This window comes from Methylobacterium sp. WL8 (assembly GCF_008040045.1).
Classification (GTDB): Bacteria; Pseudomonadota; Alphaproteobacteria; order Rhizobiales; family Beijerinckiaceae; genus Methylobacterium; species Methylobacterium cerastii.
This window is the reverse complement of the sequence record NZ_VRVF01000052.1, coordinates 1-15,137: the sequence shown is the minus strand read 5'-3', so window position 1 is coordinate 15,137 and position 15,137 is coordinate 1. Positions and strand designations below refer to the sequence as shown.

Annotated in this window: 13 protein-coding genes; 7 read left to right on the top strand and 6 right to left on the bottom strand. The window is 71.7% G+C overall.

What is annotated here, in order from left to right; genetic code table 11:
• Entirely contained in the window at positions 1–693 is a 693-nt protein-coding gene (locus FV234_RS17705) for an SURF1 family protein (protein WP_147830719.1), read from the top strand.
• A 418-nt stretch (positions 694–1,111) separates the two neighbouring features.
• Here the strand turns inward: FV234_RS17705 and FV234_RS17700 are convergent, their stop codons facing one another.
• Positions 1,112–2,401 carry a PQQ-dependent sugar dehydrogenase gene (locus tag FV234_RS17700; RefSeq protein ID WP_147830697.1) on the bottom strand — a complete coding sequence of 430 codons (1,290 nt, stop codon included), beginning with the start codon at positions 2,399–2,401 and terminating at the stop codon, positions 1,112–1,114.
• Positions 2,402–2,710: 309 nt separating this feature from the next.
• Between FV234_RS17700 and trxA the strand changes: the two genes are divergently transcribed.
• Entirely contained in the window at positions 2,711–3,040 is a 330-nt protein-coding gene (gene trxA, locus FV234_RS17695; RefSeq protein ID WP_147751865.1) for a thioredoxin, read from the top strand.
• 178 nt (positions 3,041–3,218) lie between these two features.
• Here the strand turns inward: trxA and FV234_RS17690 are convergent, their stop codons facing one another.
• From FV234_RS17690 to trpA, 4 genes are all read right to left on the bottom strand, one after another.
• Positions 3,219–4,127, bottom strand: coding sequence for a porin family protein (locus FV234_RS17690; RefSeq protein WP_147830695.1), 909 nt, complete (start codon positions 4,125–4,127; stop codon positions 3,219–3,221).
• A gap of 166 nt (positions 4,128–4,293) precedes the next feature.
• Entirely contained in the window at positions 4,294–5,619 is a 1,326-nt protein-coding gene (locus tag FV234_RS17685; protein ID WP_147830693.1) for a folylpolyglutamate synthase/dihydrofolate synthase family protein, read from the bottom strand.
• 14 nt (positions 5,620–5,633) lie between these two features.
• Positions 5,634–6,545, bottom strand: coding sequence for an acetyl-CoA carboxylase, carboxyltransferase subunit beta (accD, locus tag FV234_RS17680; RefSeq protein WP_147812875.1), 912 nt, complete (start codon positions 6,543–6,545; stop codon positions 5,634–5,636).
• A 107-nt stretch (positions 6,546–6,652) separates the two neighbouring features.
• Positions 6,653–7,489 carry a tryptophan synthase subunit alpha gene (gene trpA / locus FV234_RS17675; RefSeq protein ID WP_147751841.1) on the bottom strand — a complete coding sequence of 279 codons (837 nt, stop codon included), beginning with the start codon at positions 7,487–7,489 and terminating at the stop codon, positions 6,653–6,655.
• Positions 7,490–7,796: 307 nt separating this feature from the next.
• On the opposite strand from trpA, the gene FV234_RS17670 reads away from it, so the two are divergent.
• From FV234_RS17670 to gluQRS, 5 genes are all read left to right on the top strand, one after another.
• On the top strand, positions 7,797–8,342 hold the full coding sequence (locus tag FV234_RS17670; protein ID WP_147830691.1) for a hypothetical protein: 546 nt from the start codon (positions 7,797–7,799) through the stop codon (positions 8,340–8,342).
• Positions 8,343–8,521: 179 nt separating this feature from the next.
• Positions 8,522–9,370, top strand: coding sequence for an oxidoreductase (locus FV234_RS17665; protein ID WP_147830689.1), 849 nt, complete (start codon positions 8,522–8,524; stop codon positions 9,368–9,370).
• Between the two features lie 173 nt (positions 9,371–9,543).
• The gene (locus tag FV234_RS17660) at positions 9,544–11,568 is read left to right on the top strand and encodes an ATP-binding protein (protein WP_147830686.1); all 2,025 of its coding nucleotides are present in this window, start codon (positions 9,544–9,546) and stop codon (positions 11,566–11,568) included.
• A 32-nt stretch (positions 11,569–11,600) separates the two neighbouring features.
• A complete protein-coding gene (locus FV234_RS17655; protein ID WP_147761722.1) occupies positions 11,601–11,888 on the top strand; it encodes a hypothetical protein in 288 nt (95 codons plus the stop codon).
• Positions 11,885–12,784, top strand: a complete 900-nt coding sequence (gluQRS, locus tag FV234_RS17650) for a tRNA glutamyl-Q(34) synthetase GluQRS (RefSeq protein WP_238270876.1) — start codon at positions 11,885–11,887, stop codon at positions 12,782–12,784. The genes FV234_RS17655 and gluQRS overlap by 4 nt, the downstream gene beginning before the upstream one ends.
• Before the next feature lie 13 nt (positions 12,785–12,797).
• On the opposite strand, the gene FV234_RS17645 is transcribed toward gluQRS, so the two are convergent.
• The gene (locus tag FV234_RS17645) at positions 12,798–14,849 is read right to left on the bottom strand and encodes a M23 family metallopeptidase (RefSeq protein WP_238271024.1); all 2,052 of its coding nucleotides are present in this window, start codon (positions 14,847–14,849) and stop codon (positions 12,798–12,800) included.
• Positions 14,850–15,137: the final 288 nt, after the last annotated feature.

Below are 15,137 nucleotides of genomic sequence, written 5' to 3'. Positions count from 1 at the left end.
ATCCGCCTCGGCCGGGCGGCCTTCAACCTTGCGAGCGCGCTGGCGGTCACGGGGCTCGTCGCCCTCGGGATCTGGCAGGTCGAGCGCCGGACCTGGAAACTCGACCTCATCGCCCGCGTCGAGGCGCGGGTGAGCGCGGCGCCGACGCCTGCCCCGGGACCCGCAGCCTGGCCCTCGGTCACCGAGGCGTCCGACGCCTACCGGCACGTGCGGGTGTCGGGCCGCTTCCGCCACGAATCCACGACGCTGGTCCAGGCCGTGACGGCGCTCGGCGGTGGGTTCTGGGTTCTGACCCCGCTGGTCTCCGAGGGCTTCACGGTCCTAGTGAACCGCGGCTTCGTCCCGTCCGACCGCCGCGACCCGGCGGGCTGGCGCCGGCCCGAGGGCGAGGTCGTGGTCACCGGGTTGCTGCGGCTGACCGAACCCGGCGGCGCGTTCCTCCGCAGCAACGCGCCGCCCGAGAATCGCTGGTACTCGCGCGACGTCGCGGTCATCGCATCGGCCCGCGGGCTGTCCGACGTGGCGCCGTACTTCATCGATGCGGATGCCGGGCCGGAGGGCGGCCTCCCGGTCGGCGGCCTGACGGTGGTGGCCTTCCACAACAACCACCTCGTCTACGCGCTGACCTGGTTCACCCTCGCCGCGATGATGCTAGGCGCGGCGATCTACGTGAATGGGGAGCGGCGGCGGTAGCGACGCACGTTCGTCGGCTGCTGCGAAGTTGTGGTGCTGTCCCTTCCCGGCAAACCTACCGAATTCACACATCGCCGCTGCTGTCGATCCGCTCTGCGCGCATCCCCTCGCCCCGCCTGCGGGGAGAGGGCATTGCCGACCTCGTCGTCGGCAAAGCGAGGCGGCGGCCGACGGTGAGGGGGCGACGCCGGAGGAGGCTCTTCCGCATACTCCCCCTCACCGTCGCTTCGGCTTCGCCGCCGCTCCCCGGCTGCACGACGGGGTGCAGCCGAGCCTCTCCCCGCCCGCGGGGAGAGGGGAAGCCGCGCCTCCCTCGGGATGCGCGGCGAGCTGTGTGAATACGGTCTCTGGCAGCACGTGGAAGGAACACCAACGGGCGCCCGAACGCGTCGCGTGCGTTCGGCAAGCGATGCCCCGATCAGCCGGCGTCGGCCCTGGGGGTCAGCTTCAGGATGCGGCCGTCCGCGCCGTCGGTGACAGCGTAGACCGCGCCGTCCGGTCCGACGCGGACGTCGCGGATGCGGGCATCGAGGGGCACGCGCTCCTCGGTGACGACCTTGTCGCCGTCGCGCTTCAGCACCACGATCCCCTCGCTGACGAGGCCGCCGACGAGGAAGTCGTCCTTCCAGGCGGGGAAGAGCGTGCCGGTGTAGAGCGCCATGCCGGAGGGGCCGATCACCGGGTCCCAGTAGTAGACTGGCTGCACCGTGCCGGCGGCCTGGGTCACGCCCTCGCCGAGCGGCTCGCCGGAATACTCGATGCCGTAGGTCGCCACCGGCCAGCCGTAGTTGAGGCCGGGGCGCGGCCGGTTCAGCTCGTCGCCGCCGCGGGGGCCGTGCTCCACGGTCCAGAGCCGGCCCTGCCCGTCGAGGGCCGCGGCCTGGACGTTGCGGTGGCCGTAGGACCAGATCTCGGGCTTGGCCTTGTCGCTGCCGTAGAACGGGTTGTCCTTGGGGGCTTGGCCCTCGGCGTCGATGCGGAAGACCTTGCCGAGGCCGCTCGACAGGTCCTGCGCCTGCCCGCGCGTCGCCTTGTCGGAGCGCTCGCCCACCGTGACGAACAGCATGCCGTCGGGCGCGAAGACGAGGCGCGAGCCGAAGTGCTTGTCGCCGTCGTAGGTCGGCATCTGCCGGAACACGACCTTCACGTCGTCGAGCCTGCCCCCGCCCTTGCCGTCCTGGAGGAGCTTGGCCTTCGCCACGGTCGTGCCGTTGCCCTTGCCGCGGGGCTCGCTGAAGCTGAAGAACACCTGCCCGTCGGTGGCGAAGGTCGGCCCGAGCACGATATCGAGCAGGCCGCCCTGGCCGCGGGCGTCGACCTTCGGCACGCCGGAAATGGCCGGGCCGACGGTACCGTCCTTCGCGACGATGCGGATCTTGCCCGCCTTCTCGGTGACGATCATCCGGCCGTCCGGCAGGAACTCCATCGCCCACGGGCTCGCGAGGCCCTTGGCCACCGTGGCGACGTCCACCTTCACGGCCTCGGCGGGTTTCGGGGCACGGGTCTGGTTCGGCAGCAGCGGCTTGTAGGCGGTGTTCGGCGCGGCAGTCTCGGCGGGCGCGTCGCCGGCGGTCTTGGCCGCGGGCACGCTGAAGGCATCGCCCTCGATGCGCGACGGCCGCGGGGCGGCGCTCTCCTCGCCGAATGCGACCGGTGCGAGCGCGACCGCCGCCACGGTGGCGAGCGTGAGGGAACGGAAGCGCGGCACCTGCAAAAATCCTGTCACCGTCGAGAATCCTCCTGGATCGGGTCCAAACGCCCGGGCGGCGGATACGGACCGTCGCCCGGGCGTTCCGACTCACATGGGGCGGGGCCTCCACCAAAGCGAGCGCGCGGGGACCCGGCCCCCGTCGCACGGCGCTTCGTGTGCGATTCGTCATGAACCGGGTGGGCAGCCGGCATGCGGCCCCCTCCGCCGCCTTGACCGCAGGACGCCCGGTCGCCAAGTCTCATGGCACCGGTCGGCGGGCGGCCTGTTGCAGGCGCCCGGGCGGCCTTTCGAGAAGGGTATTTTCCGATGGCGACGGTGAAAGTGACCGACGCGAGCTTCGAGCAGGACGTCCTCAAGTCCGTCGAGCCCGTGGTCGTGGATTTCTGGGCGGAGTGGTGCGGTCCCTGCCGGCAGATCGGTCCGGCGCTCGAGGAGATCGCCTCCGACATGCAGGGCCGCGTGAAGATCGCGAAGGTGAACGTGGATGAGAATCCCGGCATCGCCTCACAGTACGGGATCCGCTCGATCCCGACGCTGCTGCTGTTCAAGAACGGCGAGCGGGTCGACCAGAAGGTCGGCGCGGCGCCGAAGGGCGACCTGTCCCGCTGGATCAGCGCGCAAACCGCGAGCGCCTGACGCCCGCGTCGGCCGAACAGGCCCGCCTCCTCGAGGAGGCGGGCTTTTTCGTGCGCATCGCTTCACGCGCAAAAAGAAAGCCCGGCCGCGAGGCCGGGCTTTCTCCGTTTCGAAACCCAATTCGAATGGTTCGAGTCGACCCCGGGCTCTGGACGGCCCATGGGTCGGAGGTCGGATCCTAGTAGGAGCCGAACTTGTAGTTCAGGCCGGCGCGGACGACGGCGAACTCGGTGTCGCGACGGACGTTGCCGCCCGACACGAGCGTGACGCCCGGGCTGCCGACGCCGACCGGCGTACCGGCCGAGTTGACGGCGAAGATGCCGTTGTTGCGGTTGCCCTGGTTCAGGTTCACGTACAGGCCTTCGACCTTGAGGGTCACGGCCGACGAACGGAAGAAGTTCAGGAACGAGTCGGTGGGGAGCGCGTACTCGACGCCACCGCCGACCGCGTAACCGGTCTGGAACGAGTCGGTCGAACGGTTCGGCAGGCCGAAGTCACGACCGCCGCCCGAGCCGTAGGCGAAACCGCCGGTGGCGTAGAACAGGGCCTTGTCGAAGGCGTAGCCGAGACGACCGCGCACGGTGCCGAAGTAGTCGAGGCTGGAAAGGCCCGACGGGTTGAACACGAGGGTGCCCGGCAGGATGCCGCCGCCGGCGACCGTGGCGGACGAGAAGCGGTTCCGGTTCTGCCCGAAGTCGACGTACTGGGCGTCGGCCTCGATGCCGATCACGACACCCGAACCCGGGGTGAACTGGTAGTTGTAGCCGACCTGGCCACCGCCGGTGAAGCCGTCGTTGCCGCTGTTGTTGCCGAAGGCGAGGACGCCAGCGCGGTTGCCAGCGGGCACACCGCCGACGGCGGGGCCGGCGAAGATCGCGTTACCCGGCGAGACGCCGACGACGGTCGGGGCGGTGGTGTTGCCGGCGTTGAAGCCGTAGCCGGCGTTCACACCGAAGTAGAAGCCGGTCCAGGTGAACACCGGGACGGGCGTGAAGACCGGCGGCGGAGCGCGACGCGGCAGGTCGGCGGCCGAGGCGGCGGCGGTGAGGGCCGTGAAGACGGCCAATGACGTCAGAAGCTTGTTCATGTTCTCTTGATCCCCAGCATGTTGCCCGATCGATGCTGAGAATACGGGATTTCCCACAGCCAAGATGTAACATCGGCGCCACAGATGCGGCAGCTCTGCAATGGCGGGCCGACCGGACCTCGCGTGCGGCAGGCTCTAGCCCGCACGCCGCCGGGCCCGTCGGGCGTCAGGTCGGCGGCGTGCCGTTTGCGGTCAGGACGGCGCCGGCGAGGTAGAGCGAGCCGCAGATCAGGATGCGCGGCGGCCGCTCGAAGGCGATGTCGGCGACCGCCGTGAGGGCGGCCTCGATGCTCGGCGAGACGCGCGCGCTCAGGCCGACCTGCTGGGCGATCTCGGCGACCTCCACGGCCGGCCTCGCCGCCATCTGCCCGGCGATCGGCACCGCGATCAGCGCGCGGGCCAGCCCGACGAAGTGGCGCAGGAACCCCTCGGCGTCCTTGGTGCCGAGCAGGCCGACCACGAGCACCAGCGGCACGTCGCTGCGCTCGCCGAGGTCGGCGAGCGCGGTGGCGAGGATGCGGCCGCCGTCGATGTTGTGGCCGCCATCGAGCCAGAGCTCGGAGCCGGCCGGGACCAGGGCCGCGAGTCGGCCGCGGGCGAGACGCTGCATCCGGCCGGGCCAGTCGACGTTGCGCAGGCCCGCCTCCACCGCGGCGACGCCGATGTCGCCGAAGCCCGCCGCCCGCAGGCCCGCGATGGCGGTGGCGGCGTTGGTGAACTGGTGGCGGCCGACGAGCTTCGGGCGCGGCAGGTCGAACAGGTCGGTCTCGTCCTGGTAGACGAGGCGGCCGCTCTCTTCGTGCACCGAGAAGTCCTGGTTGCCGACCCAGACCGGCGTCGCGCCCACGGCTTCCGCGCGGCGACACAGGACCGCGTCGGCCTCGGCGTAGTCCTGCGCGGCGATCACCGCCGGGCAGCCGCGCTTGAAGATGCCGGCCTTCTCGTTGGCGACCAGCTCGACGGTGTCGCCGAGATACTCGGCGTGGTCCCGGCCGATCGGCGTGACGACGGCGGCGGCGACCGTGTCGATCACGTTGGTCGCGTCGACGCGGCCGCCCAGCCCCACCTCGAGCAGCAGCACGTCGGCCGGCGCCTCGGAGAACAGCAGGAGCGCGGCCGCGGTGGTGATCTCGAACACCGTGATCGGGTCGCCGGCGTTGGCTGCCTCGCAGCGGGCGAAGGCCTCGGCGAGCCGGTCCTCGGGCACGTAGTGGCCGCCGCCGATGCCGCCCAGCCGGATCCGCTCGTGGAAGCGCACGAGGTGGGGCGAGGTGTAGACGTGCGCGGCCAAGCCCCCGGCTTCGAGGATCGCCCGCATGAAGGCGATGGTCGAGCCCTTGCCGTTGGTGCCGGCCACGTGGATCACCGGCGGCAACCGGCGCTCGGGATGGTTCAGGCGGGCGAGCAGGCTCTGGATGCGGCCGAGCGACAGGTCGATCGTGCGCGGATGCAGGGCCAGGAAGCGCGCCATCAGCGCGTCGGAGGAATCCATGGGCGCGCGCCGCGTCAGGCGGGTTCGAGAATCGGCGCGGACGGCGCGGACGCCGGCACCGAGGCCGGCCCGACGTTCATCAGGAGGCCGCAGATCCGCACGATGGTGTCCTTCAGCGCGTGGCGGTGGACGACCTGGTCGAGCATGCCGTGCTCCAGCAGGTACTCGGCGCGCTGGAAGCCGTCCGGCAGCTTCTCCCGGATCGTCTGCTCGATCACCCGCGGGCCGGCGAAGCAGATCAGCGCGCCGGGCTCGGCCAGGTGCACGTCGCCGAGCATCGCGTAGGAGGCGGTGACGCCGCCGGTCGTCGGGTTGGTGAGCACGACGACGTAGGGGAGGCGGGCCGCGCGCAGGCGCCGGATCGCCACGGTGGTCCGCGGCATCTGCATCAGCGAGAGGATGCCCTCCTGCATCCGCGCGCCGCCGGAGGCCGCGAACATCACGTAGGGCGTGCGCTTCTCAAGGGCCGTCTCGGCGCCGCGGATGAAGGCCTCGCCGGCCGCCATCCCGAGCGACCCGCCCATGAACGCGAAATCCTGGCAGGCCAGCGTCATCGGCTGCCCGCCGACCCGGCCGAACCCGACCTTGAACGCGTCCTGCATGCCGGTCTTGGTGCGCGCCTCCTTGAGGCGGTCGGCGTAGCGCTTCTCGTCGCGGAACTTGAGCGGGTCGACGGCGACCTCGGGCAGCGGCACGTCGATCCAGGTGCCCTCGTCGAACATCATCTTCAGGCGCGCGCTGGCGCTCATCTTCAGGTGGTGCTCGGAGCCGGGGATGACCCAGTGGTTCCCTTCCACCTCCTTGTGGAACACCATCTGCCCGGTATCCGGGCATTTCACCCAGAGGTTCTCGGGCGTCTCGCGCTTGAACAGGGTCTTGATCTTGGGGCGCACGACCTCCGAGATCCAGTTCATCGGTTCGACCATCATGTAGCGCCCGTCCGGTTCGATCAGACCGAGATCGTCGATCGGCCTTGCTCAGCGTGAGCCCTGCATATCGGGGCCGTCGCCCCGTTTGACCAGCGCCGCCCGCGTCAGGCGGCGCGGGCGGAGGCCGAGCGCACCCCGGCCGCGAGCTCGCGCACCAGCGCCGAGACCGCCTCGACGCTGCCGCCGGTGGCCGCGCCCGCGCCGTCCAGCGTCCGGTGCAGCGCGTCGACCAGCGCCGAGCCGACGACGACGCCGTCCGCGCCCTTGGCGATCGCCGCGGCGTGGGCGCCGGTCTTCACGCCGAATCCGACGACCACGGGCAGCGCCGTGTGGCGGCGGATGCGACCGACCGCGGTGCCGACGGCACCGAAATCCGGCGTAGCCGTGCCGGTGATGCCGTTGATCGAGACGTAGTAGACGAAGCCGGCGGTGTTCGCGAGGACGGCCGGCAGGCGCCGCTCGTCGGTGGTCGGCGTCGCCAGCCGGATGAAGGCGAGGCCCTTGGCCAGCGCCGGGAGGCAGAGCTCGTCGTCCTCCTCGGGCGGCAGGTCGACCACGATCAGCCCGTCGATGCCGGCCGCCGACGCGTCGTCGAGGAAGCGTTCCACGCCGTAGGTGTGGATCGGGTTGAAGTAGCCCATCAGGATCACCGGCGTGTCGGCGTTGCCCGCACGGAACCGGCGCACGAGGTCGAGCGTCTTCGCGACGCCCTGGCCGGCCTTCAGCGCCCGCAGGCCCGCCGCCTGGATCGCCGGGCCGTCGGCCATCGGGTCGGTGAAGGGCAGGCCGAACTCGACGATGTCGGCGCCCGACGCCGGCAACGCCTGCAGCACCTTCAGCGAGGTCTCGGGGTCGGGGTCGCCCGCCATCACGTAGGTCACGAGGGCGGCGCGGCCTTCCGCGCGGCAGCGGGCGAAGGTGGCGTCGATGCGGGCGGCCATGGTGCCTGTCCGTTCCTGGTATCGAGACGTGTGCCGCGCGTCGCGAAGGGGAGCGCGGCGAAGGATCGATGCCGCGCCTACACCATCGGCGCCGGCCCGTGAAGCGGAAGCGGTTTCGCGACCCGTCCTCGTGCGCGCGAGGACGGGTCGCCCGTCTGCACCGGAAAGAGGCATGATCATCGACGCGCCAGCCGCCCATTGTGCAGGCAGGCGGGAATACTTTGCATACTATTGTGGCAGATCAAGAAAACCCCTAGGTCTCGAATCACGGTCGCCAAAGATCGACAGTCGAATCCGAGGACACGCCATGACCAACCCGTCAGAGATCAAGAATCGCTTCCACGCCAGCCTCGAAGCCTCCGAGGCGCGCGAGAACGGCTTCCGCAGCCGGCTGCTCGCCGATGGCGTGCGCGCGCTGCAGCCGGTGCTCGGCGTCCTGACCCTGATGTCCGAGGTGCTGGACGAGCGCGACAACGTCCACGGCCGCATCGCCGGCCTCGACTGCGCGATCGACAAGGAGGACTTCGTCACCCTGCGTGCGGTCCTCAGCGGCACCTCGCAGCCCGAGCAGCGCATCGTCATCAAGTACGGCCCGGAGCTCGGCGGCCGCAACCTGATCTCGGTCTCCGGCATCGGCCAGGCCTACGCCGAGAAGCTCGTGGCCAAGACCCATTGCGCGGCGAGCCTCGGCCGCTCGGTCGGCAGCGACCTGCAGCTCGACCTCGCCCGCGCCGACGACCTCGCCGAGGTCGTGCGTGAGATGGTCGAGGCCTACTTCGTCGGCCAGGCCCAGGTGCCGGTGCAGCACCATGCCGGCACCATCGAGGGCCACGCCCGCTACGCCGTCCAGTGATCTCGACGGGCCTGCCGCAGCGCAGCCCAGCACGATCCCCGCCCCGGCGACGGCCCAGCCCGTCGCCGGGGCGTCGCTGCGTCCTATCTGCGTGAGGACGCCGCGCGTCCCGGCCCTGGGCCGGATGCGCGTTTCCCTCACGCATCGCCCCGGCCGCCGGGGCGCACGGGACGATCCGCATGGCCTCCGCGACCACCCCCGTCTGGTTCATCACCGGCTGCTCCACCGGCTTCGGCCGCGACCTCGCCCGCGCCGTGCTCGCCCGCGGCTGGCGCGCGGTGGTGACGGCCCGCGACGTCGGCCGCGTCGCGGACCTCGCCGAGGCCGTCGGCGACCGCGCCCTGGCGCTCGCCCTCAACGTGACCGACCAAGCCCAGGTCGAAGCTGCGGTCGCGGCGGCCCACGCCGCGTTCGGCCGCGTCGACGTGCTCGTGAACAATGCCGGCTACGGCTACCAGGCTTCGGTCGAGGAGGGCGTCGAGGCCGAGATTCGCGCGCAGTTCGATGCCAACGTGTTCGGCCTGTTCGCGCTGACCCGCGCGGTGCTGCCCGGCATGCGGGCGCAACGCGGCGGCCGCATCCTCAACGTCACCTCGGTGGCGGGCTTCATCGGCTTTCCCGCCTCGGGCTACTACTCCGCGAGCAAGCATGCGGTCGAAGGCTGGTCGGACGCGCTCGCCGCCGAGACCGCGCCCCTCGGCATCAAGGTCACCTGCATCGAACCCGGTCCGTTCCGCACCGACTGGGCCGGACGCTCGCTGAAGCAGACCCCGAGCACGATCCCCGACTACGCCGAGACCGCAGGCGCGCGGCTGACCGCCACCTCGGAGAAGAGCGGCACCCAGGCCGGCGACCCGGTCCGCGCGGCGGAGGCGATGATCCGCGTCGCGGAGATCGACAATCCCCCGCGCCACCTCGTCCTCGGCGCCTGGGGCTACGACGCGGTCACCGCGAAGCTGAAGGCGCGGCTCGCCGAGATCGAAGCCTGGCGCGAGACCAGCCTGGGTGCGGATTTTCCGCAGAGTTGATGACCCGCGGCGGGTGACCGCTTGCGGCGAGGGAACGCTCGAACGGCGACGCGCCGCGACATCGGGAGGCGTGCGCGTCGCAACCTCCGATTAAGCGCCTTTCCCAACCGATCGTTCAGCCTCGCCTGCGATGGTCCACCCTGCCCGGGTGCGTCACGCCGGGGGAGATCCGCATGGACCCCAGGGACCTCGTCGTCGCGCTCGCGCTCCTCGTCACCGTGGGAAGCGTCGCCTTCGCCTGGGCGCGCCGTGGGCGGGCGGGCGCCCAGGACGACACCGAGCATCTTCACGACCGGATCTGGCAGGTCTCGGAGAGCGAGGACCGCTACCGCGCCCTGGTCGAGGCGACCACCGACGTGATCGTCCAGCGCGACGCGGCCGGGCGCATCACCTTCGCCAACGAAGGCTACGCCGCGCTCTTCGACCGGACGCCGCTCGCGATGATCGGCGCGACCCTCGACCTCCAGGTGCTCGAGGCCGCCGGCGCCGAGACAGGCCCGGACGGGGTGCGCCGGAGCGAGGTGCGGGTGATGCCACCCGACGGCGTGCCGCGCTGGTTCGCCTTCGTCGAGGTGCCGATCGCCCGCGGGAGCGAGCCGATCCAATGGCTGCGCGCCGGCCGCGACGTGACCGGACGGGTCGAGTCGGCGCGTGCCCTCGATGTGGCGCTCTCGCGCGCCGAATCCGCGAGCGTCGCCAAGTCGCGCTTCCTCGCCACCGTCAGCCACGAGTTCCGCACGCCGCTCAACGGCATCCTCGGCATGGCCGAGCTCGTCCTCGACACGGGCCTCGACGCCGAGCAGCGCACCTACGTCCAGGCGGTCCGCACCAGCGGGCAGGCGCTGCTTTCGCTGATCGACGGCATCCTCGACTTCTCGCGCATCGAGGCGGGCCGCATCGACCTCGCAGCCGAACCGTTCGACGTCGAGACCACCGCCGAGGCCGTGGTCGAGCTGCTGGCGCCGCGCGCGCAGGACAAGGGCATCGAGATCGCCCTCGACGTGGCCGAGGACGTGCCGGCCCTGGTGGTCGGCGACGGCGACCGGGTGCGGCAGATCCTGGTCAACCTCGTCGGCAACGCGGTGAAGTTCACCCAATCCGGTGGCGTCGGCGTCGGCGTGGCGCGAGCCGACGGCGCGATCCTGCTCACGGTCGCCGACACCGGGCCGGGCATCGCCGAGGACCGCATCGGCTCGCTGTTCGAGGAGTTCGAGCAGGGCGACGGCAGCGCCAGCCGCAGCCACGAGGGCACCGGCCTCGGGCTGGCCATCACCCGCCGCCTCGTCCTGCGGATGGGCGGCCGGATCGAGGTGGAATCGAAGCTCGGCCGCGGCTCGACCTTCCGCGTGGTGCTGCCGCTGCCGGAAGCCGACGACCAGCCCGCCCCCGTGCCGCGTCCGGTGCTGGCGGCGCGCAAGGTGCTGATCGTCGCCGACTCGCCGTTCCAGGCGCCGTTCCTGGCGCGCAACCTCGCCCGCTCCGGCGCGGCGGCCGTGGTGATGCCCAACCTCAAGGACGGGCTCGACGCGCTGGCCGGCGTCGGCTTCGACGCGGTGATCGCCGACCGGGCGCTCGGCGACGACGCGGTTCGGCGGCTGGCCGACCAGGCCCGGGCCTGCGGGGTGCGCTGCAGCCTCGTCCTGCTCTCGCCGTTCGACCGGCGCGAATTCGGCGCGCCGGGTGCGGCCGGCTTCGACACCTACCTGATCAAGCCCGTTCGCGCCCGCTCGCTGTTCGACCGCCTGCTCGCCCCCGCGCCCCCGGCCGACGTCGCGCCCGAGGCGGCCAGCGCCGCCCCCGCGCGCGTGGGCGCGGGCCTGCGCGTGCTGCTGGCCGAGGACAACCCGATCAACGCGCTCCTGGCGACCAAGGCCCTGGAACGCCTCGGCGCCGAGGTGGTGCACGCGGCCGACGGGCTCGAGGCCCTGGCGCGGATCGCGGACGGCGGCGTGTTCGACCTTGCCCTGATCGATATCCGTATGCCGAACTGCGACGGCCACGAGACCGCCCGCCGCATCCGCGCGGCCGAAGCCCGCGCGCGGTCCGGCCGCCTCCAGCTCGTGGCGCTCACCGCCAACGCGGGCCGCGAGGACGAGAAGGCCGCCCGCCGCGCCGGCTTCGACGGGTTCCTCGCCAAGCCCCTCGACCTCAAGCTGCTGCCCGGCCTGCTGGAACGCCGCGTGGCGCGGGCGGCTTGACGGACGCGTCCCCCCAAGCGAACACCGGCACCATGTCCGCTTCCGCCACGACCGCCGACCCGCACCCGAAGTCCCGCGACCCCGGCGGCCTCGCCGCCTGGGGCATCGCCGCCCTCGTGGCGGCGACGGTACTGCTCGGCGTGCTCCTGCCGAACCGCGCCCCCCACGGCCCGGTCTCGCCGGCCGCGGACGCGACCTGCGCCGAATGGGGCGACGGCTGCAGCGTCTGCCGGCGGCAGGCCGAGGGTCCGGCCTGCTCGCTGCCGGGCATCGCCTGCACGCCCGGCCCGCTGCGCTGCCTGCAGCGCGTCGGCGGTTGACGTCTGCCGGCGCGCCTCGGCCCACCTTCCGCTTCGCGCCGAGCCCGAACGGGCGCCTGCATCTCGGCCACGCCTATTCCGCGCTGCTCAACGCCGACCTCGCCGCCCGAACCGGCGGCCGTGTTCTGCTACGGATCGAGGACATCGACCCGGCCCGATCGCGGCCCGAGCTGGTGGACGCGATCATGTCCGATCTCGCCTGGCTCGGCCTCCGCTTCGAAGCGCCCGTCCGCCATCAGTCGCAGCACATGCAGGCCTATCGCGACGCCCGCGACCGGCTGATCGCGCGGAGCCTCGCCTATCCCTGCTTCTGCACCCGCGGCGACGTCCGCGTCGCGACCGAGGGCAGCGCCGCGCGCGACCCGGACGGCGCGCCGCTCTATCCCGGAACCTGCCGCGGCCTCCCCCCGGAGGCCGCCGCCGCCCGCCGCGCCGCCGGCGCGCCGCACGCCTGGCGGCTCGACATGGCTCGGGCGTTGGCAACGGAATCCGGCACCCATGGCTATGCCGATCTCGCTCTCTCATCACCCGCCGAGCGGGGAGGGGAGGGAGTGTCTCATGAAACGTTTCGGGTCGCCGATCCCGTCCGCTGGGGCGACGCCGTGATCGCGCGCCGCGACGTGCCGACGAGCTATCATCTCGCCGTCGTCGTCGACGACGCGCACCAGGGCGTCACCCATGTGGTGCGCGGTCGCGACCTCGAGGCGGCGACCGACCTGCACGTCCTGCTCCAGGCGCTGCTCGGCTTGCCCACCCCACGCTACCACCACCACGCCCTGATCCTCGGGCCGGACGGCGGCAAGCTCGCGAAATCGAAGGCGTCCGAGAGCCTCGCCGACCTGCGTGCGCGCGGCGACACCGCCGAAGCGATCCGCGCGACGCTCGGCTTCGCCTGAAGGGCAGACCGCGTCAGCGCACCGCCGCGTCGCGCTGCGCCATCGCGGTGGCGCTCTTCGACTTCTGCATCACCGCGTCGATCTGCTCGCGTTGGCGCTTGAACTCGGTGAGCATCCGGCCGTCGAGCTCGCGCCCGCGCGGCACCCGGATCTTCATCGGGTCGACGAAGTGGCCGTTGATGATGACCTCGTAGTGCAGGTGCGCGCCGGTGGAGAGGCCGGTGGAGCCGACGTAGCCGATCACCTGGCCCTGGCGCACCCGCGCGCCTTCGGTGACGCCGCGCCCGAACCGCGACATGTGGTTGTAGGTGGTGACGTAGCCGTTGATGTGCTGGATCTCGACCCGGCGACCGTAGCCCGAGGTCATCTCGGCCCGGATCACGGTGCCGTTGCCGGCGGCCACGATCGGCGTGCCGATCGGGTTCGACCAGTCGACGCCGGTGTGGAGCTTGGCGTAGCCGAGCACCGGGTGGCGGCGATAGCCGAAGCCCGAGCGCATGATGCCGTCGGCGATCGGCTTGCGGATCAGGAACTTCTTGAGCGAGCGGCCCTGGTCGTCGAGGTAGTCGATCGAGCCGTCGTCCGGGGACTGGAAGCGGTAGACCTTCCGCTGTTCCCCGCCGAGGTTCAACGAGGCGTAGAGCAGGTCGGGCCGGTCGGCCGAGGCGCCGGCATCCTCGTCGTAGGTGTAGAACACGTCGAGGCCGTCGCCGGCCGAGATTCGCCGCTGGAAGTCGAGGTCGTAGCTGAACACCCGCACGATGTCCTCGACCGTGGCCCGCGGCAGCTCGTGCCGGGCCGCCGTCTCGTAGAGGCTCTGGTACAGGCGCGGACCCGAGCCGCCATCCTCCTCGTCGTCCTCAGCGTTCTCGGCGCTCGCCGCCGGCTTCTGCGACGGCGCCTCCTCGGGGGGAGGGGCCACCGAGACGAAGGCGCCCCGATCGTTGATCGCCGCGATCCCCTCGATCCCGCCCTCGCCGTAGAGCACGACCCGGGTCACTTGGCGCGGGTCGCCGGGCTTCGCGCCGGGGGCGATCTGCAGGCGGAACTGCTGCCCTTCCGCGAGCGCCCCGGTCTTGGTCCTACCGCCGAGCGCCGTGACGATGCCGCGGATCTGCTCTTCCGAGGCGAAGCCGGTGGCGCGCACCACGGCCTCCAGCGTGTCGCCGCGCTTCAATGCGAGGTCGCGCTCCTCGACGATCGGCGTCTCGTTGGGGCGCAACTCGACCTTGGCGAGCTTGGTCACGTTCTCGGGCACGACCAGCACTTCGATCGACTTGAACGGGTTGCCGTCGTTGGCGGTCTTGGGCGATCCCGCGAAGTCCGGCGTCGGCGCGCCCTGCAGGGTGCGCGACAGCAGGATCTGCGGCGCGATCGGGATCGCGGTGCGCCGGCCCGCCTCGGCCGAGATCCGGCGCTCCTCCTCGACCTGCGCCGTCACGTCGTCGTCGGACAGCGCGGCGGAGCCGGCCTCGACCGTCGCGTCGGCGAGGTCGCGCTTGACCACGCTGACCTCCGCGCCGGGCGCGTCGGCGGAGCCGGGATCAGGCGCCCGCTCGACCGGCTCGTCGGAAACGAACTTCATCGGATCGAATTTCGGGATGTCGCCGGCGAACACCCCGGTCGACATAGACAGCGCGGTGGTGATCCGCACGAAGGGGCGGACCTTGATGATCTCGCGGTCCCCCAGACGCACCGTCACCGGCGAGCGGAAACTTTGCTTGGCCGAGGCGATCATCAGGTTGCGCACGAGGCGGTCGCCCTTGCGCGCGAGGTTGGTGCCGCCCTCGCTCGGCTGGGGCCGGGGCGCCACGCTCACCCGTTCCGGGATGGCGGCGAAGGAGGCCTCGCCCTGAAGCGAGACGTGCAGTGCCGCCCCGATCAGCGCCGCGCCGGTGAGGCCGGTCAGCGCCGAGGCGCAGAGCCAGCGCAGGTTGACCTCGCGGCGGTCGATGCGCGTCGCATCCGATCCGAGCAGGTCGAGGGCCGGCTGAATCCCGTGGGCATGACCCGGCGGGGTCCGCGGGCCGCCGGCCTCGCCGATCTTGAGACGGTCGCGGTTCACCAAGAGCGCCTTGTCGGAGGAGGGCGGCTTCAAGGGCCGCCAAGACATGAGCATGTCGAAGGGCAGCATGTCGAGATTGAGGCGCCTCGTGCGCGAGCGCGCTTCCACTCATCGATCCGTCGGATCAGGTCCATCCGTCAGGAGAGATGCGCGACGATCCACTCGGGGCCGCCTTCCAGTCTCTGTCATGTCTGTGTCGTGAAAATCCGCAAAAGTTCCATTTCGCCTGTTGACGGGCTGCGTGGGTGTCCGTATACCCCTGTTCATCGAACGGGGGCGGCGGCGACG

Bases quoted from the DNA above. Each gene is read 5' to 3' on its own strand.
- trxA (WP_147751865.1), top strand. From the start codon at position 2,711: ATGGCGACGGTGAAAGTGACCGACGCGAGCTTCGAGCAGGACGTCCTC.
- FV234_RS17690 (WP_147830695.1), bottom strand. From the start codon at position 4,127: ATGAACAAGCTTCTGACGTCATTGGCCGTCTTCACGGCCCTCACCGCC.
- accD (WP_147812875.1), bottom strand. From the start codon at position 6,545: ATGGTCGAACCGATGAACTGGATCTCGGAGGTCGTGCGCCCCAAGATC.
- trpA (WP_147751841.1), bottom strand. From the start codon at position 7,489: ATGGCCGCCCGCATCGACGCCACCTTCGCCCGCTGCCGCGCGGAAGGC.
- FV234_RS17660 (WP_147830686.1), top strand. From the start codon at position 9,544: ATGGACCCCAGGGACCTCGTCGTCGCGCTCGCGCTCCTCGTCACCGTG.
- FV234_RS17655 (WP_147761722.1), top strand. From the start codon at position 11,601: ATGTCCGCTTCCGCCACGACCGCCGACCCGCACCCGAAGTCCCGCGAC.
- FV234_RS17665 (WP_147830689.1), top strand. From the start codon at position 8,522: ATGGCCTCCGCGACCACCCCCGTCTGGTTCATCACCGGCTGCTCCACC.
- FV234_RS17670 (WP_147830691.1), top strand. From the start codon at position 7,797: ATGACCAACCCGTCAGAGATCAAGAATCGCTTCCACGCCAGCCTCGAA.
- FV234_RS17685 (WP_147830693.1), bottom strand. From the start codon at position 5,619: ATGGATTCCTCCGACGCGCTGATGGCGCGCTTCCTGGCCCTGCATCCG.